Source organism: Halorhodospira sp. 9628 (assembly GCF_022228075.1).
Taxonomy (GTDB): Bacteria; Pseudomonadota; Gammaproteobacteria; order Nitrococcales; family Halorhodospiraceae; genus Halorhodospira; species Halorhodospira halophila_A.
Genome location: NZ_JAJNRF010000003.1, coordinates 240,443 through 262,363, shown reverse-complemented (window position 1 = coordinate 262,363; position 21,921 = coordinate 240,443). Strand labels below are relative to the sequence as shown.

The window sequence follows — 21,921 nt, the reverse complement described above, 5'->3', positions numbered from 1 at the left end:
TATGCACCACTATCCGATCTTCCTCAAGCTTGACGGGTGTCGCTGCCTGGTGGTCGGCGGCGGCGAAGCCGCGGCCCGACGCGCCGGTGATCTGCTGCGGGCCGGCGCCCGCGTGGAGCTGATCGCGCCGGAGCTGGGTGCGCCGTGTGAGCGCCTGCTGGAGAACGCTACCGGCGAACTCCACCACCGCGCCGAGGGGTTCGCCCCGGGCATGGAAGAAGGCGCAGCACTGGTGGTGGGGGCCACCGGGGACGAGGCCACCGACCGCACCATCTATCACGCCTGCCGCGTCCGGGGGATCCCGGTCAATGTAGCCGGACGCCCTTCATTGAGCACCTACATAACACCTGTGCAGGTCGATCGTTCGCCCCTGCAACTGGCGGTCTCTAGCGGCGGCGCCGCCCCCGTGCTGGCTCGACAGATCGCCAGCCGGCTGGAGACCCTGCTGCCGGCGGCCTACGGTCGGCTGGCGCGCCTGGCTGGCCGGATGCGCGAGCGGGTGCGTGTGGCCTTGCCGGACAAGGACTGGCGGTTGCGGTTCTGGGAGCAGATCTTTGATGGTGCCGCCGCGGAATCGGTGCTTGCCGGTCGCGAGGCCGAGGGGGAGGCCGAGCTGTTGCGGCTGCTCGAGGAGGAGCGGGCGCGGCCGGCCCCGCGTGGGGAGGTCTTTCTGGTCGGGGCTGGCCCCGGGGATCCCGATCTGCTGACCTTCCGCGCGCTGCGGCTCATGCAGCGGGCGGACGTGGTGCTCTACGACCGCCTGGCGGCGCCGGCCCTGCTGGATCTCGTGCGCAAGGAGGCCGAGCGGATCCCGGTGGGCAAACGACGGGGGCGGCATACGCTGCCACAAGAGCGGATCAACGAACGGCTGATCGATCTGGCCCGCTCCGGCAAGCGGGTGCTCCGGCTCAAGGGCGGTGATCCGTTCCTCTTCGGCCGCGGCGGTGAGGAGATCGAGGGCCTGATCGAGCACGACATCCCCTTCCAGGTGGTGCCGGGCATCAGTGCTGCCCAGGGGGCGGCGAGTTACGCCGGCATCCCACTGACCCATCGGGACTACGCCCAGACCTGCCGCCTGCTCACCGGCCACCGGCGTGCCGGGCACCCGCAGATGAGGGCCCACGCGCCCTATCGCGAGGACGAAACGCTGATCATCTACATGGGCCTGGTCAACCTCGAGGCGGTTTGCGAACAACTACGCGAATGTGGGCTCCCGCCCGAGCATCCGGCCGCTGTGGTCGCCCAGGCGACGACACCGCAGCAGCGGGTGGTTCTGGGCAATCTCCGGACGCTGGCACAGCGGGTCCGCTCCGAGCGGCTAGAGAGTCCAGCGTTGGTGGTGGTCGGGCCGACGGTGCAGCTGCATCCGCGCCTGGGCTGGTACCGCGGCGAGGCCGAGGAGCGCGATGCGGCGGCGAGTATCGACCCCTGCTGGACGGGCGGGCTGAACGGCTAATCCGGTGAGGACCTCATGAGCGAGGAGGAGCAAGATTTGGCTCTGCCCATCGACCCGCTGCGTCCGTCGTTCACCCGGGCGCTGGAGCAGGGCCACTGCGTGGTGGCGGCCGCAACCGGCTCCGGCAAGTCCACTCGGCTGCCGGTCTGGGCGGCGGAGGCCGGCGGTCCGGTGCTGGTCGTCCAGCCCCGCCGCGTGGCGGCGACCAGCCTGGCCGATTTCGTGGCCGCACAAATGGCGACGGAATCGGGAGAGCGCGTGGGCTATGCCGTCCGCCTGGAGCGCCGCTACTCGCAGCGGACCCGCATCCTGTTCGTTACCCCCGGCGTGGCCCTGCGCTGGCGGGCCGAGGGGCGGCTGGCCGAGTTCACGACGGTGATCCTCGACGAGTTCCACGAGCGGCGCTGGGACACCGACCTGCTCCTGGCGTTGCTGCGCGCCGATGCCGCTCAGCACCTGGTGATCACCTCCGCAACCGTGGACGGGGAGCGACTGGCCAAGGAGCTGGGTGGCACGTACCTGGAGACGCCGGGCCGGGGGTATCCGGTGGGTGAATGCCACCTGGGCGAGCAGCCCCGGACCATGCCGCAGCGCAGAGATCTCGGCAAGCGCCTGGCCGAGGCGATCCGGCGGGCGCTGGACGAGACGGCCGGGGACGTGCTCGCCTTCCTGCCCGGACAGGGTGAGATCGAGGAGGCGCGCCGGGCGCTCTCCGGGGTGGAAGCCGAGGTGATCCGGCTCCACGGCGGGGTCCGGCTGTCCGAGCAGCGCCGGGCGCTGGAGCCGGGAACGACGCGTCGCGTGGTACTGGCCACCAATATCGCCGAGACCTCGCTGACCGTACCTGGGATTACCGCGGTGGTGGACAGCGGCCTGGAACGGCGGACCTTGCGCCGCAACGGCCGGACGGTTCTCTCGCTGCAACCGATCTCGCGGGCGAGCGCGGCGCAGCGCGCGGGGCGCGCCGGCCGTCTGCAGCCGGGCACCTGCTATCGACTGTGGGGGCATGCCGCACCGCTGCCCGAGCATGCTCCGCCGGAGGTGTTGCGCGAGGATCTGACCGAACTGGTGCTTGCGGGAGCCTGTGCCGGTTATCGGATCCCCGATCTGCCCTTCGTGGACACGCCCCGGGCCGAGAGCCTGGAGCAGGCTGAGGGGCTGCTCCAGGCGATGGGGGCTCTGGATGCCTCTGGGGGCATCACCCCGCGGGGGCAACGGCTGTTCCGCATGCCCGTCGATCCGGAGCTGGCCCATCTCGTGCTTGCCATGCCCGACGCCGAGACCGGTGGCTTGATGGCCGACTGGATTGCCGGGCTGGCGGTGGGGGATCGCTGGCTGCAGGTCCGCGGCGATCCCGACGAACGCGAGCAGCTGGCCGGGTTGCTTGGGCAGCGCTGCGATGCCCGGTTACGCGTGGCGGCGCTGCGCTGTGAGCGTCTCCCCGGTGTGCAGGTCGATGCGCGGGCGTGGGAGGAAGCGCGACGGCTGGCAGGTCAGCTGCGCGAATTGCTCGATCTACCGATACTGCCGCGGCCTGAGGCGAGGCCGAGGGAGGTGGGCGTACCGGGCGTCGACCGCGCACGGGTCGAGCGGGCCCTGACCGCCGCCGCCCGGGCGATGCCGACCTGGCTCTATGTGCGTCGGCAGCGAAGGCGGCAGGCGCTCGGCAATGGCGCCGGCGACGAGGTGGTGCTCGGCGAGTACTCTTGGTTCCCGGAGGAGGCCGAGGCGGCGCTGGTCCTCAGTGCGCACAGTGTCCCCGGTCGCGGCACGCGGCAGACCATCAGCGTGGCCACGGCGCTGGCGCCGTTGCCGCTGCCATGCGTCATTGCCAGTGGCGCCTGCAGCGAGGGGATCAGCGAGCCGGCATGGACTGGGGAGCGACTGACTGCCCGCCGCGAGTGGCTTTTTGCCGGGCGCTGCATCGGGTGCGAGGAAGTGGAGCCGGAGGGAGCCGCGGCGCGCGAGGCAGCGGCCGACCTGATCCTGGAGGACGCGCTGCTGGCGCCGGCCGGTGGTCGGCTTCGTGACGATCTGGAGGCGTGGGCCCTGTATGTCGCTCTGGGGTATGCCGAGGGCGCTGTTCCAGAGCCGCGGCCGTGGCTGCTGGAGCAGCTCGAGCGCCTGGGCGTGGAGCGGGGTGAGGATCTCGCGCTGCTCGAGCCCGGGGACCTGCGTTTCCCGGGGATTCCGGAGTGGCAGCGATCCGACTTCGATGAGCGCTATCCGCGCCGGCTCCAACTCCCCGATCTCGAATTGCGTATCCACTACCACGTCCGGCGCCGGGAGGTGGTCGCTGAGAAGGTCGGCGGCATCCGCCGCACCGATCCGAAGCGCTGGGAACTACCGGCCTGGCCGGGCTGGCGGGTCCGCTTCCAGCGGGCCAGTCGGGTCGTCGACATTCGGTAGGAGTGATGACGGAACAGACCGATGTGATCGTGATCGGTGCCGGTGCCGCCGGGCTGATGTGTGCCGCCACCGCCGCCGGGCGGGGCCGGCGGGTGGTGGTGCTCGATCACGCTCGCAAACCGGGACGCAAGATCCTCATGTCGGGGGGCGGGCGTTGCAACTTCACCCACCTTGATAGCGGGCCGGAGCACTTCTTGTCGGCCAACCCGCGTTTCTGCATCTCGGCGCTGCGGCGCTACCCGCCGGCCGCCTTCCTGGAGTTGGTGGAGCGCCACCGCGTTGCCTATGAGGAGCGTGAGCCGGGGCGACTGTTTTGCCGTGACTCGGCCCGCCCGATCCTCGACCTATTGCTCGATGAGTGCGCGCGGGCGGGGGTGGAGCTGCGCATGGCGACGGGGGTTCGTAGCGTCGGCTCGACGGCGGCGGGCTTCGCCGTGGCAACCCCGACCGGTACGGTGCACGCCGAGGCATTGGTGGTGGCCACTGGTGGCCTGTCGATCCCCCGGATGGGCGCCAGCGGCCTGGGATACGCCATCGCCCGGCAGTTCGGCCTGCCGGTGCAGCCGACGCGCCCGGCGCTGGTGCCGCTGACCCTGCCGGACTACCTCCACCGGCCGATCGGATCTCTGGCGGGGATCAGCCTGCCCGTCCGTATGCGCTGTGCGGGGGCTGAGTTCAGGGATGACCTGCTCATCACCCACCACGGGTTGAGCGGACCCGCCGCGCTGCAGGTTTCCAGCTACTGGCAGCCAGAGGCCCCCTTGAGCGTGGACTGGCTACCGGATACGGCCCTGCGCGAGGAGCTGGCCCGGGTGCGCAGCGGACGCGGCCGGCAGGCCCTGCATCGTTGCCTGGAGCGCCACCTGCCACGACGCTTGGCGCGGGCGTTGTGCGAACTCGAGGGCTGGTCGGGACCGTTGCAGGGCTACAGCAATCAGGCCCTGGATGAGGTGGCGCGGCGGCTTGAGGATTGGCGATTGACCCCGGCCGGTACGGCCGGCTACGCCAAGGCCGAGGTGACCGCCGGCGGCGTCGACACCGACGCGCTCTCTTCGCGCACCCTGGCGGCCCGTCAGGTGCCCGGGCTTCACTTCATCGGCGAGGTCGTCGATGTGACCGGGCAGCTGGGCGGCCACAACTTCCAGTGGGCGTGGTCCTCCGGCGTGGCAGCCGGCCAGGCCGTCTAGACGTCGTGGCGGGGCTCGCCGGTGCCCTTGAAGTCGGCCACCTGGAGGTGGTGGCGACCGAGCAGGCGGTAGAAGTCGGTGCGGTTGCGCCCGGCGATCCGGGCGGCCTGACTGACGTTCCCCTCAGTGAGCTTGAGCAGCCGGATCAGGTAGTCACGCTCGAACGCCTCGCGGGCCTCGGCCAGGGTGGGAATGGCCGGTTCCTGATCTTGGTTGAGGGCTTGGCGGATCAGGCGCTCGGGGAGGATCTCGCTGGTGCTCAGGGCCACGCACTGCTCGATGACATTCTGCAGCTGGCGCACGTTGCCTGGCCAGTCGGCCTGGACCAGCACCTCGATGGCCTCCGGCGAGAGGTCCTCGACGGGACGACCGTGGCGGCGGGTGGCCTCGGTCAGGAAGTGGCGGGCGAGCAGGGGGATGTCCTCGCGCCGCTCGGTCAGCGCGGGCAGGGCCAGGGTGACGACGGCCAGGCGGAAGTAGAGGTCCTCGCGAAACGAGCCGTCGGCACGGGCGGCCTCCAGGTCTCGGTGGGTAGCGGAGAGCACGCGCACGTTGATCGGGATCGGGTCGCGTCCGCCCACCGGGCGGATGACCTGCTCCTGGAGGGCACGCAGGAGTTTGACCTGCAGCTGCGCGGGCATGTCGCCGATTTCATCGAGGAACAGGGTGCCGCCGTCGGCATCGCGGAACAGCCCAGCACGATCCCGGTCGGCGCCGGTAAAAGCGCCACGGACGTGCCCGAAGAGCTCGGACTCGAGCAGCGTCTCCGGGATGGCCCCACAGTTGACCGGCACGAACGGCCCCTCGGCGCGGGGACTGTGGGCGTGCACGGCGCGGGCGACGAGTTCCTTGCCCGAGCCACTGGCGCCCTGGATCAGGACGTTGGCGTCGGAGTCGGCGACCAGCAAGGCGCGCTCAAGGACTTCCTCCATGCGCGGGCTGCGGGTCACCAGGCCGTGACGCCGTCCCGCCTCGCGGGCGGTGTCGGAGGTCTGGCCGCCGCGTGCTGACAGGGCCTTCTCCAACTGCTCAAGAAGCTCGGGCGGGTCGAAGGGCTTGGTGAGGAACTCGTGGACGCCGCGGCGAGTCGCCTCGACGGCATCCTGGATGGAGCCGTGGGCGGTGAGGATGATCACCGGCAGGGCCGGCCAGCGCTCGCGGACCGCATCGAATAGCGCCAGCCCGTCCATGCCTTCCATGCGCAGGTCGGTGATCACGGCGTCCGCCGGTTGGCGTTCCAGTTCGGCCAGGGCTCGCTCGCCGCTCTCACAGGTGGTGGGCATGTAGCCCGAGGCCTCCAGACGCATCTCCATCAGCCGGCACAGGCTCGGGTCGTCGTCGACCACTAGGATCCGAGGGCGTTGCGTCATACCGTTGCCTCCTTCGCATCTCTGGGCAGCCAGACGCGCATGTTCGCGCCGGGCCCGTCGGGACGTGCCAGCGCCTGGATGGTGCCGTCGTGGGCATTCAGGCATTCGCGGACCAGCGACAGCCCCAGCCCGCTGCCCTTGACCGAGCCGCTGCCCCGGGTCTCGCCCTGGCGGAACGGCTCGAAGATCAGCGATTGCTCGTGCTCGGGGATGCCTTGCCCGCGATCCTGTACCTCGAGCGTGACCCCTTGGTCGTCGCCGCGCAGGAGCAGGTCGATGGGCTGGTTCTCCGGCGAATAGCGCAGGGCATTGGAGAGGAGGTTATCGATCACGGTCGCCATGAGTTCACGATCGGCCTCGATCTCGGCGGGTTCCAGGTCGGTCCGGATCTCGATGCCGCGGCGCCGGGCCGTGAGCTCGTGGCGCTCGACGACTTCGCGGACCAGCGCGGCCAGGTCCAGGCGGTTGAAGTGGGCCGGGCGGGCAAGGGCCTCGCCGTGGCGCGCGAAACGCAGAAGATTGTCGATCTGGCGGCGCAGCTCGTGGCCGTTCTCGCGGACGATCCCGGCGATCTCCTCGCGTCGTGTCGGGTCGCCGTTGAACGTGGGATCGCGGAGGAGTTCGGCCCCCTCGAGCACGGCGGCCAGCGGCGTCTTAAGCTCGTGGGAGAAGTGGCGCAGCAGCCGCTGGCGCTGGTTGCGCAGCTCGGCCAGTTGCCGGCGCAGGTCATCCAGCTCGCGGCCCAGGTTTTCCAGGTCCTGTGGGCCGCGGACCGCCACCGGGCGCTCGAAATCCGCCGTCCCGAGCCGGCGGATGTTGTCACCGAGGGCCTTGATAGGCCGGTGGATGCGTCCGGCAAAGTAGAAGGTGAAGGCCAGCGTGATCGGTACCGCCGCAAGCAGATGCCAGACGAAGATCTGGCGGGCCCGATCGGAGAAGGCCTGAACCTGGTCCACCTCCTCGTCGATCCGTCGGTAGCCGGCTGCGGAGATGCTGGCCACCGAACGGTGCAGGGCCAGACTCAGTGCCGGCACCTGGGCGGTGGCCTCAGGCCGGTCCGGCCCGAGCAGGTGCAGCGTGGTCACCAGGGTGGACTCTACGACCCGCAACCCCTGGTGAAGCCAGGTGGCCTCCTCGGGTCCGAAGGCACCGGGCGGGGCGCCGGCTGCGGCCAGCTCGCGGCGCCAGTGGCGATACTCCTGAAGGGCGGCGGGGTCGTTGTGGGTGGCATAACGGCGGGCAGCGCGTTCGATATCCATGGCGACACGCGCCATGTGAGCACTGTTCTCGGTGACGCCGACGGCTTCATAGATGGCGATCTGACTGTCGCTGGCGAGCCGATCCACGGACCATGCGGCGATGGCCAGAGCCAGGATCAGCGGCGCCGTCACTACCGCGAAGCCGGTCAAAAGCAGCCGGAGCAGGGATTTGGTAGGGCCGAACGGGTTGCGAAACCGGGCGGGGCGGACCGGGCGCAGCCTCATCCCGAACTCTGACCCCGGGCCCAGTCCAGGACGGCGTGCAGGGCGTCCGTCGCCACCGGCTTGGTCAGGTAGCGGTCACACCCGGCCTGCAGGGCGCGCTCGCGGACGTCGTCCAGGGCGTGGGCGGTGAGTATCACAATGGGCGTATACGGAACCCGATGCCTCCGTTCGAGTTCCCGAATCCGCGTTGCGGCCCGGTCGCCGTTGGTGTGTGACATCTGCATGTCCAGGATCATCAGGTCCGGTTGTGCCTGCTGCCACGCGGCTATCGCCTCCTCGCCGTCAGAGACCGTGGTGACCTCCCAGCCGGCGCGCTGCAACAGCTTGCTGAGCAATAGGGCGCTGGCTGGCTCGTCTTCGGCCACCACGGCCTGCGGTGGTGTGTCGCCCGGGATCGGACGCCGCGGCGCGTGAACGCCGGTGTCGGCCTCCGTCGGTGCATCCGTTGCCTCGCAGGTGGGTAGCGACACGGTGAAGGAGAAGGTGGTGCCGCATCCCTCGGTGCTCGTTACCTCGATCCGACCACCCATCAGGGCAACGAGTTCCTTGCAGATGGCCAGCCCCAGCCCGCTCCCCGGGGCGCGGTGCAGCGCTGGGTCACCGCGGGCGAATGGCTCGAAGACGGAGGCCCGGAGGGCTTCCGGGATCCCGGGGCCGGTATCGCTGACGCGGAAACTGATGCGCTCGTCGCCTTCGGGAGTCACGTAGACCGCCACCGACCCGCGCTCGGTGAACTTGATGGCGTTGCCCACGAGGTTATTCAGGACCTGAGCCAGCCGGGTCGGATCGCCGCGGACGATCCCCGGGAGGCGCTTATCCGGGTGCCAGTGCAGGGTGAGCCCTTGGTTTCGGGCCTGATGCTCCAGGGGGGCTAGCTGCTCATGGAGGAATTGGCGCAGCCGTAGCGTCCGAGGTTGAAGCCGCAGCCCGCCAGCGTGCAGCCGGGACAGCTCCAACAGCGTGTCGATTAGCCCTTCCAGCTGCCCCGCCGCGTTCCGGCAGTAGCCGAGGTACTCCTCCTGCCGGGGGGTGAGTGGCGTATCGGCCAGCAGCCCGCAGAAGCCGGCGATGGTGTTCAGGGGGGTGCGCAGATCGTGGCTGACCGCAGCCAGGAAGGTATCCCGGGCGCGTTCCGCCTCCTTCTGTTCGGTGATGTCGTAGATCGCGCCCTGCAGGACCCAGTCTTCCTGGCTGTTGAGTCGCACCAGACGGCCGATATCGCGCACCCAGCGCACCGAGCCATCGCGGTGTACGATGCGGTAGTTCAGGTCCGAGGTGCCGCCCTCGGCAATCAGCACCCTGATCCGCTGCCGGACCCGCTCGCGGTCCTCGGGGTGGATCAAGGAGGTCCAGTCGCAGTGGCCGCCCATGAAATCCGCCTGGTTGTAGCCGGTGATCTCAGCGACCATGCCGCGCAGCAGGACCGGGGCCGGTTCACCGAGTCGCCTCTGGTAGGCAATCCCGATGAAGTCCTCCAGGAACCGTCGGTAGCGTTGATCACGGGGTGACTGCTCGGCTGCCTTGAGTTCACTGATGTCCGTGTGGATGCCCAGCACCTGCCGGGGGAATCCCTCGGCATCCCGCGCCACGACCTGGCCCCGGGCGTGGATCCAGTGCCAGTCGCCGTCGGCCCGGCGCAGGCGCAGCTCCAGCGAGTAGCTGCCGTCGTCGCGGGCGATCAGATGCTGGTAAATGGCGTTCTCCGCGGCCTCGCGATCGTCCGGGTGGATGTGCTCGCGGAGGGTGGCGTAGTCCATGTCCATGCGCTGCTCCGGCGGGTAGCCGAGCAGACTCCAGGCGTCGTCGTCCCAGTGCACCCGGTCGGTGCTGATATCCCACTCCCAGATGCCGAAGCGGGCGGCGCTCTGCGCCATTCGGTAGCGCTGCTCTTTCTCGGCGAGGGCCCGCTCAATCTCCTTCTCGCGGGTGATATCCACCAGGTAGCCGTAGTGGTAGTCGGGCCCATTGTGGCGTCGGTCGATCACCGTCGAGTCGTAAACCCAGCGGTAGCTGCCATCGGCGTGGCGCACGCGGTAGGGGCGGTGCTCGAAATGGCGCGAGCCGAGATCGCGGTGGTGGGCGACCTCCTCGGCGACGCGCTGGAAGTCGTCCGGGTGGATCAGATCGCCATAGCGCACGGTGCCGCTGAGCAAGGCCTCGGGTGAATGGCCGAGGACCTGCTGAACGTTGGGCGAGACGTACTCCACCGGCCATTGAGCGGTGATGCGCCACTGGAAGACGACAGTCGGTCCGCCGATAAACAGCTGCCGCTCGCGCTCGAGGGCCCGTTTTTGCTCGCGCAGCTCCCGCTCCAGGGCCTGCTGGTGGCTGCGATCCTGGAAGGAGACCACCGCACCGGTGATTTCGCCGTCGTCGGCTGCCAGCGGGCTGGCGTAGACCTGGACGGGAAGGCCGGTACCGTCGCTACGCCAGAACAGGTCCTGCCAGGCCTCGAGGGCCTCGCCAGTCTCGATGACCCGGTAGATGGGGCAATGCTCTTCCGGGTAAGGGCGCCCATCGGGGTGGCTGTGGTGGGTCAGCGCATGGGCCGATTCGCCAATCACGCTGGCTTCGTCGCGGAACCCGAGCAGTCGCAGGGCGGCCGGGTTGAGAAAGGTGAAGCGTCCCTGGCGGTCGACGCCCATTACACCCTCGCCGAGGGCTCGGAGAATGTGCTGCGGGGGGAGGTTCACCATGTTTGCCGCGCGGGGCCTCCTTGCCGGGTTGCGAGGATCAATGGCTATCGATCGACGTTAACCGGTCAATGATAGAGCGAATGCACCTTTCCGTGGCCGAGCGCATCGTCGCGGTGCGACAGCGGGGCGATCCTGCGTTACGCTGCGCCGACCCAGATGACGTTTCGGAGGAGATCCATGCGGCCACAACGCAACAGACCGTACTGGCTCGCTGTGGTGCTCGTGCTGGCGGTCGCCGGCTGGGGCGGCGGTGCCCAGGCCACGGAGCCGGGAGCGGCGTCCGGCCAGGACGAGGAGCTGAGCGAAGCGGATCAGGCCCTGAACGAGGCCCTCGAACTCCACGAGCAGGGGAAGCTGGAAGGTGCCTACGAGGCCTTCCGGGATCTGGCTGACGCCGGAGATGCCGAGGCCAAGGTTCAGCTAGGCTGGATGTACCTGGAGGGGCATACGACGGAGCCGGACATGGAACGCACCGCCGAGCTTTGGGAGCAGGCGGCCGAGGCCGGCCACGAGCGCGCGGCGCACCTGCTCAACGCCGTGCTGCCCGGGGTGGAGCACTGAGGCGGGGTGCCCGGGCGCGCCGCAGCGGCGCGCCCGGGTGGCTCATTACGCAGGTGGATGGATGAGGGAGTGATCGATGAGTCGAGTAATGCGTCAGGCGGTTTTGGTACTCGTGGGCGGTGCGGTTTTGATGGTGGGCTGCTCTGACGGCACGCCGGGGGAGTCCGCCCGGGCGGACGTCTTCGATCGCCTTGCCGATAGCCACTACATCGCGCAGGGCGAGAGCGACTTCCGCGTCTACGCCTTCAAGGATCCGCACTGCCCGGCCTGCACCAACCTGAAGAACGCCGTGGATAACGATGCCACGCCCAGCGTGGAGTGGCGCTGGGTACCGGTCGGGTTCCTCGGCTCGGGCGCGCAGGCAGATGCAGCGGCGATGATCGAGGACGAGAAGGATGTGGACGGCTACGACGCCGTCCAGGCCAACATGCGTCTGGCCCAAGAGCTGGGCGTGCGTAGCGTACCCACGGTCTTCTACCGGGGCACCGATGGCGAGGTGCGGTTCTTTGTCGGGGGCGAGCAGCAGGCCCTCGATGCCCTCGAGCGCATGGCCGCCGAATAGGTCGCGAGGTCGGCCCCGGGGCTACCTACCGCCCGGGGGCCGGTGCGATCACGGTTCTTCGCCCGGTTCGTCTTCCAGGTCGTCGTCGGCCCGCTCGACGTGCTCGGCGACGAAGCGGAGATAGTCGGCCAGGTCCGCACCGCTCATGTAGTTGCGGGCGAAGGAAAGCGTCCCGAGCATGAGGGCTTCCACCGTGGCCATTGGCTCGTCGTCCTGGGCGTCGACGGCCTCCAGGCCCAGGGCCTGAACCTGTCTGGCAAGGTCGGTGTTGAGTCTGGGGGTGTCTTCGCTCATGCGGCTCCCTCTGGCTTGGGCATGCGCCCGGTGGGCTTGGGCGGGTCCCCATTATCCCCGAGCCACCCGGCTGCGCGCCACGCCAGCGGGATCCGGGGGTGCAGGCGGCCGACGGGCCCCTTCCATCAGGCGGCCGGGGCACTGATCCGCTTGACGAAGATCCAGTAGCTGTCCCCGCTCAGGGCCCGTTTCATGTGCACCCGGACCTTCGTCGGCGCCATCCGGTAGTCGAAGGTGTAGTCGAAGATCTCGTTGAGATCGCCGCTCCGGACGCCCTCCCGGAAACGACCGTAGAAGGTCTCCGTATGACCGCATGGGGCGACCTCGTTGAAGAAATCGCGACCGATCATCTCCGCCGGATCCCGACCGGTGATGGCCCCCTCGGTGGCGTTGTAGAGGAGGATGCATCCGTTGTCGTCGATCTGGATGACGCCGAAGGGAAGCTCGTCGATCTCCTCCGGCGTCATGGCCGCCAGCCGGTTCTCCAAGTCTGCGCGACCGAACAGGAGTGTGCCCATCCGATGATCCCTCCTTAGAAGAAGCTCTCCACCTCGTCGCGGAGGCGCCGTTCCGCCTCGTCGCGCTGCTCTTCCGCCTCCTGCTCGAGGCGTTCGCGCTGCTCCCGCGCCTCCTGTTCGAGACGCTCCTGCTCCTGCTCGGCCTCCCGTTCCAGGCGTTCGCGCTCCTCGTCCACCCGCTCCTCGATCTCTTCGCGTGCGGCACCGAGACGCTCCAGGCGCTCCTCACCCAAGGCTTCGGCGAGGTCGAGCCGGATGTCCGGCTCAAACAGAAAACCGGTGATCTCCAGGGGGATTGTGGCCCCGGCCAGGCGGTGCAGCAGCGGGGCATCCTCCTCGTTCAGGCCGTCGGGCAGGGTTGCCCGCACGCGGTAGTCGATCTCCTCGGCAAGGATGTTTGCCGACCCTTCGCCGGTGGCCTGGAGCACGGGCGACTCGAGCAGCAGGTCCTCGTTGTGCCCGATGCCGTCTTCCAGGGTGAAGCTCGCGGTCAGGTCCGAGAAGTCCGTCCGCTCGTCATGGCCGGGGGCCTCCGGCGGTTCCTCACGGCGCAGCTGGGCCGCCGCCTCGCGGATCTTGTGGGGGATGTTCAGCCCGAGCAGGTTGCCGTCCTCGGCGGCGATCCGGCCCGACCCCTCGAAATCCTCGATCAGCCCGTGCAGGTGCGCGCCCCCGCCACTGCCCTCGAAATGGAAATGGCCGCGCCCGTGGAGCCAGTCACGATCCAGCAGATCCTCCAGTAGGGGCGCAAAGGCCACGCCTTCGAGGGAGGTGGCCACGTTGAAAGCGGGTACGTCGCCGCGGGCATCCAGCCAGGCGTGACCGGCCAGCTCGCCTTCGTAAAGGCTGGCGCGCAGGGACTCGGCACCCAACTCGCCCTCGCTGCCGGTGAGCCGGGCCTCGAAGTCGCTGACCGTCAGGTCGGCGGCATGGAGTTCGTCGATGCCGATGCGGCCCTCGACGACCAGCGGGCGCAGTGGCTCCAGCGGGAAGTCCAGGGCCACTTCGCGCAGATCCCCCAGCCCCTCTTGCGGACCGTCGTCGCTGTCCGTGTTCCCGCCGTTGCCATGGCCGCTTGGCTCTCCCTCAGCTGTTTCGGGCGGCAGGTAGCGGTCAAGATCGATGTGGTTGAGCTGCAGCGCCAGCTCGATGGTCGGCTGCGCGGGCTCGATGGCCGCCTCGCCCTCGACCCGGCTGTCATCCAGCTCGACGGCGAGCCCGGTCAGATCGATGCGCTCTGCCGTGGCGTCGATCTCCCCGGAGCCGCTAAAGCTGCGCAGCACCCCGGGATCCTCGGTCTCCGGCGGCTCCTCGCCGAGCGCCTCGAGCAGGCCCTTGGGATCGAGGGGGCTCAGCGACCAGCTGGCCGTCAGCTCCGGGCCGGCATCGGCTTGGCGCAGCCGGGCCTCACTGGTGAACTCGAGGTATTCCTCGTCACCGACCAGGGCGTCGGCCCGGATCCCCACGGGTTCGTCCAAGCGCAGGGTGTCGATCTCCAGGTTGACGGGATCCAGCCGGATCCGCCGGTCATCGCTGCGGTCCTCCCAGTAGACGGCCCCCTCGTTGAGACGAACTCCGCCGATGACCATCCCCGCCAGGGCCTCAAGGTCGGCCGGAGGGGGCTCGGTCGCGTCAGCATCCGCCGGGGCATCGGCGCCGGCGGGCTGCTGCCCGGCATCGGACTCCTCCGCGGCGAATCGCTCTGCCAGGTCCGTCCAGTTGTCTTGGCCATCCTCGTCACGCATCAACCGCACAACCGGACGCTCGATCTCGACGGCCCGCGTGTGCAGTTCGCCGCGCAGCAGCGGCCAGACCTTCATGGCGGCGGCGAGCCGGTCGAACTCAACGAACGGCTCGTCGTGGTAGCCGTCGGCGTCGGCCATCGTGATGCGTCCGACCTCGATACCGAGCCAGGGGAAGAACGACCACTCGATCTCGCCCTCGATCTCGAACTCCCGGCCCAGCTCGCGCTCGGCGAGGGCGGCGAGGTCATCGCGGTATTCGTTCGGGTCGATAACCAGCGCCGCCACGGCAATGGCGACGCCCAGGGTCAGGATCAGGGCGAGGAGGCCCAGCAGGAGCCACTTGAGAAGGCGCAGCATGGTTGAACGGGTCCTTTCCGGCATCCGGTGATGCGACCCACTCTAGCGCGGCCGTATCCCCGATCGCCAACCGGGCAGAAGCGCCCTACCCGAACATGTCCCGGGTGATCGATTCGTACCAGCCGGGTGCGTAAATGGCCTCGACCTGACGAAACTCCTTGCCCTCGTCCTCTGGGCTGAGCCCCCCGGAGCCCTCCACCTCGCGGATTCGTCCGTCGCGGTGCTCGAAGACCGCCGCGATGGTGAACGCCCAATCGGGTGCGACCAGGCTGTAACAGGTGTTGACCGTGGGGAACCCCGGGCTTGGCTCTCCAGTGAGTTCGCCGACGATGGTTGCGGCCACCAGTTTACCCTGGTTGTTGGCGCTGTGGGCTGACTTGGGCATGTCGCCTGCGATCGCCGCATCCCCGATGATGTAGACGTCTTCGTGCCGCTTCGACCGGAAGGTCTCCTGATCCACCGGGCACCAGCCGGTGTCGTCGACCAGGCCGGCCCGATGGGCGATGGCGCCGGCCTGCTGAGGCGGGATAAAGTTGATGACATCACCCTGGTGCATCTGGTCCCCCCCGTCGGTGAAGACTCTGCGGTCTGCCACCGAGAGCCGTTCGGGGGCGCCGCCGGCGGACGCGGGAACCCACTCGATCATGTCGCCGTAGAGCTCCTCCCAGCCCTGCTTGAACAGGGTCTGCTTCGAGAAGCTGTCCTTCGGATCGAGTCCCAGCACTTTCGCCCGCGGTTTATGGGACTTGAGGTAGTGGGCGATCAGCGCCATGCGCTCGTAAGGCCCGGGCGGGCAACGGTACGGCGACTCAGGCGGGCAGACGATGACGGTGCCACCGTCGTCCATAGCCTCGAGCTGCTCGCGCAGGATCCGGAACGGGCGGCCGCCCTGCCAGGCGTGTGGGATTTGCTCGGTACCTTCTCGGTCGAGGCCCTCGACCCGGTCCCAGTCGAAGTCGATACCTGGGGCGACCACCAAGCGGTCGTACTGGATGGGGGTATGGTTGCGGGTCATGACGCGCCTGCCGGCCAGGTCCAGCTCTTCAGCGCGGTCATGGATCACTTCGATGCCATGGCGTTCACGCAGGTTGTCGTAGCCGTGGCCCAGCGTGTCCAGATCCCGGAAACCGCCGAGGTACCAGTTGCCAGCGTAGCAGGTGTAGTAGGTCTCGTTGGGCTCGATCAGAGTGATCCGCAGGTTGGGTGCGTGCTCCTTGAGGTACCGGGCCACGGTGGCACCGGCGGAACCGCCCCCGACCACGGCGATGCGGGCATCGAGCTGGCTGCGGGCCAGGCTCAGGGTGGGGAAGCCGGCCAGCCCCAGTGCGGCTATGGTGCCACCGGTGGCACCCAGGCGCAGGAAATCGCGTCGGGAGTATGATCGGCTCATGATCCAGGGCCTCAGTCGAGTTCACTCAGGTAGGCGGCAAGCTCGCGGATCTCGTCCGCGGTGTAACCGGTTGCGTGACGGTCCATCACGGTGGGGTTGCGCTTGCCTTTCTGGAAGTCTTCCAGATATTCCACCATCAGCTCCTCGTCCCAGCCGGCGATCGGCGGCATGGTATCGGCACCCTGGCCATCGGGGCCGTGGCAGGCAAAGCAGCTCTGGGCGATGAGCTCACCGCGGGTGAGCGGGTCGTCGTCGGCCTGGACGGGGGTGACAAGGAGGGCCCCGCACAGGGCGATCAGGATGGTGCGAAGGGGTGGTTTCCTGACGGGCATCGCTCGAAGTCTCCTCCCTTTGATGTCGAGCGCGGCGCGATTAAGCTGCGGAGTATACGCCACACCCTTCGCCGCACGGAACGGTCTGCCCATGAGAAAACCCCACGAGTGGCTACTCGATGCATCCATCTACTTCTCATTCGACCGTAGCGGCTTCGAGCGCCACGCGCGCACCTGGCCCGGGTTCCGGGACCGCCTGCGGGAAGGCCCGCAGGAGGCACTGACCGGCCTGATTACCGGCGGCAGTCGTGGCATCGGCGCTGCAGCCGTTGAGCGCCTGCGCGGCATGGGCCATCGAGTGCTGAGTTGCGGGCGCGGGGCAGGGACCGGGGACCCGGATTACCGCACGCTGGATACGGGGGACTGGGCGGCCGTGGCACGCGCGGGGGAGACCCTTCCGCCGCTTGACTTTGTGGCCCTCAACGCCGGAGGGATGCCGGAGCAGTTCACGCGCAATGCCGACGGCGTTGAGCTGCAGATGGCCTCGCAGCTCTTCGGGCACTACCTGCTCGTCCACAACCTGGCCAGCTCCGGCAGGCTGCGCGAGGGCGCCCGCGTGATCTGGATGAGTTCCGGGGGGATGTACCTGCAGCGCCTGCACCTGCGCCATATCTTTGAAAACGAACGCTACGACAAGGTCGCCACCTACGCCAACGTCAAGCGCGCACAGACGATCGTCAATGCGCAGATGGCCCGCATGCCGCTGTTCCGCGATGTGGACTGCTGCGCCATGCATCCTGGCTGGGTGGATACCGCCGGGGTGCGTGAGGCGATCCCGGGGTTCTGGCGCTGGACCCGCGGCCGGTTGCGCAGTCCCGAGCAGGGGGCGGACACCTTGGTGTGGCTGGCGGCAAGGGCCGGCGGGCCCAGTGGGGCTGAGGCCTCGAGCGCACCGGAATCCGGGGGGTTCTACTTCGATCGTCGGAGCGTCTCACCGTACCTGGTGCCGGGTACCCGCGAGCCGCTGGCCGAGAGGCGCCAGCTGCTGGAACTAATCGACCGCCTGCTGGCACCGTACCGCGATGGCGGCGGCGCGCTGGCGGACACGATCGGCTAAGGAGGACGAACGTGAGGGTGCGGCAGTTGACGCCCCGTTCGGGGAAAGCGGGGCTGTGTCCAGGGGCGGGGAGGCTCGGGGTCCGGGTGGTGGCGCTCATGCTCGGTCTGACCGTTGGTGTCGCGGCGCGGGCCGTGACCCTGGAGGTGGAGATCCTGTTGCCGAAGGCCGACCGGGGCAGTGTCTACGTCGCACTCTTCGACGACGCCGAGGCCTTCCCCGATGCGGACCGGGCGCGCGCGCGCAAGACCCGTCCGGTGGAGGGCGATGCGGTGACGCTGACGATCTCCGATCTGACCCCCGGTCAGTACGCCGTGGCCGCCTTCCAGGACCTGGACGACAGTGGCGATCTGACCACCAACTTCATGGGGATCCCGCGCGAGCCGGCGGGTTTCAGTCGCGGCGCCATGGGCCGCATGGGACCGCCCGACTTCGAGGATGCCGCGTTTACGGTGGAAGAGGGCGGGACCCGCATCACCCTGGATCTGCGTTAGCACCGGCGGGCGGCATAAGCCCGGGCCGTTTACCGGCCCCGGAGGGCATGCGCTCCCGCCGCGCGTGCCCGTCGGATCAAGAGCCCGGTGCGCGGATGCAGACGCGATTGCGCCCCTGGGTTTTCGCGGCATAAAGCGCGCAATCGGCGCGCTCGAAAAGGTCCTCACCCTCATCATCCGCCTCCAGGGTGCTCACCCCGAAGCTGGCCGTCAGCTCGTACTGGCGGAACACCGGGTGATCGGCCAGCGCCCTGCGCAGCTTCTCCGCCGTTCGATGGGCCCCAGCCAGATCGGTGGCCGGCAGCAGGACCACGAACTCCTCGCCACCCCAGCGGCCCACCGTATCGGCCTCGCGGACCCCGGCGCGCAGCTGACTGGCCAGGGTGCGCAGGACGGCATCGCCGATGGCGTGGCCGTGCTCGTCATTGACCTGCTTGAAGTGATCGAGATCGATCAGCAGCAGCGACAGGGGGTGATCATTTTGGCGGTGGTAGTCAATCTCGTTGGCCAGCTGCTGATCCAGCCCGCTGCGGTTGAGCAGACCCGTGAGCTGGTCTGAGTGGGCCTGCCGGTTCAGGGCCGCGAGTTCGCGGTGGCTGTGGGCCAGCCCGCGGTTGATCTGTCGGGCCAGCAGGCGCAGTTCGCGCAGCCACGCCACCGGCCCATGGATCGGGATGGGGCGCCGGGCGGCTGCCGCCTGCGCCGTCCGGCGTAGCGGAAAGACCAGCAGCCGGCGTGCGATCTGATGAAAGAGCACGGTGGCAAGCACGATGGACCCGCCGGTCCCTGCCAGCACGGCGATCCAGACGCGGCGCACGTCCTCGGAGGCGGATTGCTCCATCTCCAGGCGGGCCAGGATGTCCAGGTGGTGGCCGTCCTCGTCGAGATCGATGCGGTTCAGCCAGGCGTAGTAAGTGCCGGGCTCGTCAGCATTCTGCGGCCGGTAGACACCACGGCGCTCCACCGCTTCCAGGGAGTGGCGGGTGTGTTCATCGAGCTGGACCTGGCTCTGCGCGAAGGCCTCGGCCTTGTCGAGCCCGCCCAGGTCCGGATCCAGGCCCAGGGGGATCAGCCACTGGCCGTTGACCAGGAAGAAGAGCTCACCCTCATACGGGGTCCGCTGCTCCATGCGCCGCTCCATGCCCCGAAAGACCTCATCGATGAAGTCAGGGCTGAACCCGAGCTCCAGCGCGTAGCCCTCATCACCGAGGGGGCCGTAGGTGTAGAAGCGGAACTCCCGGCTGACCAGTTCCAGTGTGGGCGGCCGAATGAGAACCTGATCTTGCGCCAGCGCGGTCTCGAGCATGCCGCGGGCGTCCTCCATCCCCTCCATGGTGAAATCCAGATCCTGGTCGGGTTCGAAGGTCGTCCGGGTGATGCGCAGCTCCGGGTCGACGATATAAAGATGCACCGGATCGCCCAGGGCTTGGCTAAGCTGTGCAGCCAGGGCATCCAGATCGACCGCCTCAATCCCTTCCGCCTCGATGGTCTGGCGGGCCTGTTCGTGGGCCTGGCGATAGCGGTCCTCGCTACTCTCCAGAAACCGCTCGAGTTCGGCGTAGCCGGCGCGCAGTTCGGCCCGCACGCCCTCGACCAGCGCCGCATTGACCTGCTGGTCATGGGCCTGCTGGCGATCGAGCAGGATGTAGCCGCCGACGATGTGAATGGTGATCAGCGCGGCGAGCAGCGAGGCGATGCCGAGGAGCAGCAAGGCCCCGACGCCCAGACGTGGCCGGTATCGAGAAGGGATCAGAGCCATGCCTGGCGCGTTTCCGTCCTGGTTGCGAAGGGTTGGGGCGCCCGGAGCGGCGCCCCTAATCGATCATCCGGGGATCAGTTGTCCCGGTAGTTGTCGTGGCAGCTCTGGCAGGATTCAGCGACCTGCATGAAGCGATCCTGAACATCCGCCAGCTCGCGATCCCCCCCTTCGGTGGCCTCGGCAAGCTCCTGGGCGGCGGTCTTGAAATGGGTCATGCCCTCGGAGAAGCGGTCCCACTCATCCCAGATAGCCGGCTTGGCATCGGTGTCACCATCGTGAGGGCCGCCCTCAAAACCCTCCTTGGCCATGCGGCTAAGGTCCGCAACGCGGGCCGCATTGCGGGCGAACTGCTCGGCGTCATAGTCGATCTCACCCTGAGCCATGTCGCCCATCGGGCCGAAGTTGGCGCCGACCAGGGTGAACACGGCCTGCCGGTAATCGATCTGATCCTCGTCGGATTGTGCCACTGCGCCGGTCGCCAGCAGGCATCCGGTCGTGATGGCCAGGGTGGTGGAGAGCAGTCTGCGCATCATGGCACCTCCTTTCGCGCTAGTCGGGTCCGGGGAAGTGGACCCCGATGGATCCGTTGCTTGGCAGCACTTGCTCAAGCCTAGTCGGTGGTTGGGGCTGGATCAAACGCGGGAGTACCCACGGGGCCTGACAGGCACCGGGTGAGGAGCTAGGCTGGATACCGTGCGAGCAGCGGGTCAGCGGTACGCACAAGGATCGCCCGCGTGCATGGAAGGGGGATGATGAGCGGAGAACAGCGGGTTCTGGTCTGGGACTTACCCACACGGCTCTTCCACTGGGCCCTGGTGGTTGCCCTCGGGCTCTCGTGGTACAGCGCGGAGCAGGGGCTGTCGGGCTGGGATCTCCATCAGTGGAGCGGTTATGCGGTCATCACCCTGATCCTGTTCCGGCTGCTATGGGGGTGGTTCGGCAGCGAGACGGCGCGATTCGGCGACTTTCTGGCGGGCCCACGGACCATTGCCCGCTACCTCCGGGACTGGTGGCGCGACCGCACCCCGAGTCGTGGCCACAACCCGCTGGGCGGCTGGGCGGTGGTCGTGCTTCTGGCCGTGGTGCTGGTCCAGGCGGTGTCCGGGCTGTTCGCCACCGACGACATCCTGCGCAGTGGCCCGCTGACCGGCTGGGTCGGCTCCGACATGGAGCGGACCATGACCCGGCTGCACAGCCGCACCTTTGACCTGCTGCTGATCCTGGTCACCCTCCACGTGGTGGCCATCGCGGTGTATCGCTGGGTGCGTGGCGAGCGGCTGCTCATGGCCATGATCAGCGGCTACAAGCGCAACGGTTTCGCACCGCCCTGGATTGCGCCGCTCTACCGCGCCGCCGTCGCCGCCGCGGTGGCGGTGGGCGTGGTGTGGCTGCTCCTGGCCACGGCACCGTAAGACACGCGGGCCACCCGGGTGGGCGGCCCACGCGTGGCCGGTCACTGGGCGGTCATCCCGCCGTCGACCATGTAGTTGGAGCCGGTGATCCCCGAGGCCGCATCAGAGAGCAGGAAGGCCGCCACGGACGCGACCTCGTCGTTGTTGACGTAGCGCCCGAGCGGGATGCGTGCCGTGAAGCCCTGCTTGACCTCGTCGCCGTGCCCGGGGCTAACCTGATCCTCGATCGAGCGCATCATCCGGTTGTCCACCGGGCCCGGGTTCACGCAGTTGACCCGGATCCCCTCGGCGCCGAGCTCAGCCGCGGCGGTGCGCATCAGGCCCATGACCGCGTGCTTGCTGCTGACGTAGGGGCTCAGCCCGGCGACGCCACGCACGCCAGCGACACTCGAGGTGATCAGGAGGCTGCCGCCACCGGCGCGGCGCAGAGCGGGCAGGGCGGCCTGGATGCCGTAGCGGACGCCGTGCACGTTGACCGCCAGCACCTGCTCCCAGACGCTGTCGTCCGCCGCTTCCAGCGGACCGGCCCGACCCTCGATGCCGGCGTTGAGAAAGACCCCGTGCACAGCCCCGAATTGCGACTCGGCCTCGCGGATCATGGCCTCGTTGTCGGCCTGGCTGGAGACGTCCACCGCCATGGCGGCGGTGCCTTCACCCAACTCCTCGGCCAGCCGCTGCACACCGTCGAGCTCCCGGTCGGTGAGCAACAGGCGCGCCCCCTGGGCGTGGAGGTGGCGTGCCGTGGCCTCGCCGATGCCCCCAGCGGCCCCGGTGATGACGATGACCTTGCCGTCTACTCCCTTCATGGTTCGTTCCCCTCGTTCAGATTCGGCGGCGC

The 21,921-nt window shown here is 68.8% G+C and carries 19 protein-coding genes; 8 read left to right on the top strand and 11 right to left on the bottom strand.

The window, feature by feature from the left end; all coding sequences use genetic code 11:
* The first annotated feature begins 1 nt into the window (after nucleotide 1).
* From cysG to LRG10_RS05435, 3 genes are read left to right on the top strand one after another with little or no spacing between them, the layout of a single operon-like run.
* On the top strand, nucleotides 2-1,456 hold the full coding sequence (gene cysG, locus LRG10_RS05445) for a siroheme synthase CysG (RefSeq protein WP_201170392.1): 1,455 nt from the start codon (nucleotides 2-4) through the stop codon (nucleotides 1,454-1,456).
* A gap of 15 nt (nucleotides 1,457-1,471) precedes the next feature.
* Nucleotides 1,472-3,865 carry a helicase-related protein gene (locus LRG10_RS05440; RefSeq protein WP_238634886.1) on the top strand — a complete coding sequence of 798 codons (2,394 nt, stop codon included), beginning with the start codon at nucleotides 1,472-1,474 and terminating at the stop codon, nucleotides 3,863-3,865.
* 5 nt (nucleotides 3,866-3,870) lie between these two features.
* A complete protein-coding gene (locus LRG10_RS05435) occupies nucleotides 3,871-5,052 on the top strand; it encodes an NAD(P)/FAD-dependent oxidoreductase (RefSeq protein WP_238634885.1) in 1,182 nt (393 codons plus the stop codon).
* Here the strand turns inward: LRG10_RS05435 and LRG10_RS05430 are convergent.
* Genes LRG10_RS05430 through LRG10_RS05420 form a run of 3 tightly spaced genes read right to left on the bottom strand, consistent with a single transcriptional unit; the run spans nucleotide 5,049 to nucleotide 10,602 of the window.
* Nucleotides 5,049-6,422, bottom strand: coding sequence for a sigma 54-interacting transcriptional regulator (locus LRG10_RS05430; RefSeq protein WP_238634884.1), 1,374 nt, complete (start codon nucleotides 6,420-6,422; stop codon nucleotides 5,049-5,051). The genes LRG10_RS05435 and LRG10_RS05430 overlap by 4 nt on opposite strands.
* A complete protein-coding gene (locus LRG10_RS05425; RefSeq protein ID WP_238633938.1) occupies nucleotides 6,419-7,906 on the bottom strand; it encodes a HAMP domain-containing sensor histidine kinase in 1,488 nt (495 codons plus the stop codon). The genes LRG10_RS05430 and LRG10_RS05425 overlap by 4 nt, the downstream gene beginning before the upstream one ends.
* Nucleotides 7,903-10,602, bottom strand: coding sequence for a PAS domain-containing protein (locus tag LRG10_RS05420; RefSeq protein WP_238634883.1), 2,700 nt, complete (start codon nucleotides 10,600-10,602; stop codon nucleotides 7,903-7,905). Before LRG10_RS05420 ends, LRG10_RS05425 begins: the two co-directional genes overlap by 4 nt.
* Nucleotides 10,603-10,779: 177 nt before the next feature.
* Here LRG10_RS05420 and LRG10_RS05415 point away from each other — a divergent pair, with 177 nt between their 5' ends.
* Nucleotides 10,780-11,163: a hypothetical protein gene (locus tag LRG10_RS05415; protein WP_238634882.1), complete on the top strand. Its 384-nt coding sequence runs from the start codon at nucleotides 10,780-10,782 to the stop codon at nucleotides 11,161-11,163.
* Between the two features lie 76 nt (nucleotides 11,164-11,239).
* Nucleotides 11,240-11,725, top strand: a complete 486-nt coding sequence (locus LRG10_RS05410; protein WP_238634881.1) for a thioredoxin fold domain-containing protein — start codon at nucleotides 11,240-11,242, stop codon at nucleotides 11,723-11,725.
* A 48-nt stretch (nucleotides 11,726-11,773) separates the two neighbouring features.
* Here the strand turns inward: LRG10_RS05410 and LRG10_RS05405 are convergent, their stop codons facing one another.
* The 5 genes from LRG10_RS05405 to LRG10_RS05385 form a co-directional block, all read right to left on the bottom strand.
* Nucleotides 11,774-12,019: a hypothetical protein gene (locus tag LRG10_RS05405; RefSeq protein ID WP_201170372.1), complete on the bottom strand. Its 246-nt coding sequence runs from the start codon at nucleotides 12,017-12,019 to the stop codon at nucleotides 11,774-11,776.
* Between the two features lie 125 nt (nucleotides 12,020-12,144).
* The gene (gene pyp / locus LRG10_RS05400) at nucleotides 12,145-12,537 is read right to left on the bottom strand and encodes a photoactive yellow protein (RefSeq protein WP_201170371.1); all 393 of its coding nucleotides are present in this window, start codon (nucleotides 12,535-12,537) and stop codon (nucleotides 12,145-12,147) included.
* A gap of 14 nt (nucleotides 12,538-12,551) precedes the next feature.
* Nucleotides 12,552-14,639, bottom strand: a complete 2,088-nt coding sequence (locus tag LRG10_RS05395; RefSeq protein ID WP_201241916.1) for an AsmA family protein — start codon at nucleotides 14,637-14,639, stop codon at nucleotides 12,552-12,554.
* A gap of 85 nt (nucleotides 14,640-14,724) precedes the next feature.
* Entirely contained in the window at nucleotides 14,725-16,029 is a 1,305-nt protein-coding gene (locus LRG10_RS05390) for an NAD(P)/FAD-dependent oxidoreductase (protein ID WP_201241915.1), read from the bottom strand.
* Between the two features lie 11 nt (nucleotides 16,030-16,040).
* On the bottom strand, nucleotides 16,041-16,361 hold the full coding sequence (locus tag LRG10_RS05385; protein ID WP_201170364.1) for a c-type cytochrome: 321 nt from the start codon (nucleotides 16,359-16,361) through the stop codon (nucleotides 16,041-16,043).
* Nucleotides 16,362-16,452: 91 nt separating this feature from the next.
* Between LRG10_RS05385 and LRG10_RS05380 the strand changes: the two genes are divergently transcribed.
* Nucleotides 16,453-17,418: an NAD-dependent epimerase/dehydratase family protein gene (locus LRG10_RS05380; RefSeq protein ID WP_201170362.1), complete on the top strand. Its 966-nt coding sequence runs from the start codon at nucleotides 16,453-16,455 to the stop codon at nucleotides 17,416-17,418.
* Nucleotides 17,419-17,516: 98 nt separating this feature from the next.
* Entirely contained in the window at nucleotides 17,517-17,912 is a 396-nt protein-coding gene (locus LRG10_RS05375; RefSeq protein ID WP_238634880.1) for a DUF2141 domain-containing protein, read from the top strand.
* A gap of 76 nt (nucleotides 17,913-17,988) precedes the next feature.
* On the opposite strand, the gene LRG10_RS05370 is transcribed toward LRG10_RS05375, so the two are convergent.
* Together LRG10_RS05370 and LRG10_RS05365 are read right to left on the bottom strand one after the other, a co-directional pair.
* A complete protein-coding gene (locus tag LRG10_RS05370; RefSeq protein ID WP_238634879.1) occupies nucleotides 17,989-19,671 on the bottom strand; it encodes a GGDEF domain-containing protein in 1,683 nt (560 codons plus the stop codon).
* Between the two features lie 74 nt (nucleotides 19,672-19,745).
* On the bottom strand, nucleotides 19,746-20,204 hold the full coding sequence (locus tag LRG10_RS05365) for a cytochrome c (protein WP_238634878.1): 459 nt from the start codon (nucleotides 20,202-20,204) through the stop codon (nucleotides 19,746-19,748).
* A 219-nt stretch (nucleotides 20,205-20,423) separates the two neighbouring features.
* On the opposite strand from LRG10_RS05365, the gene LRG10_RS05360 reads away from it, so the two are divergent.
* Nucleotides 20,424-21,083, top strand: coding sequence for a cytochrome b/b6 domain-containing protein (locus LRG10_RS05360; RefSeq protein ID WP_238634877.1), 660 nt, complete (start codon nucleotides 20,424-20,426; stop codon nucleotides 21,081-21,083).
* Between the two features lie 41 nt (nucleotides 21,084-21,124).
* Here LRG10_RS05360 and LRG10_RS05355 read toward each other — a convergent pair whose 3' ends face one another.
* Complete coding sequence (locus tag LRG10_RS05355; RefSeq protein ID WP_201170351.1) at nucleotides 21,125-21,889, bottom strand: SDR family NAD(P)-dependent oxidoreductase; 765 nt, start codon at nucleotides 21,887-21,889, stop codon at nucleotides 21,125-21,127.
* Between the last annotated feature and the right edge of the window lie 32 nt (nucleotides 21,890-21,921).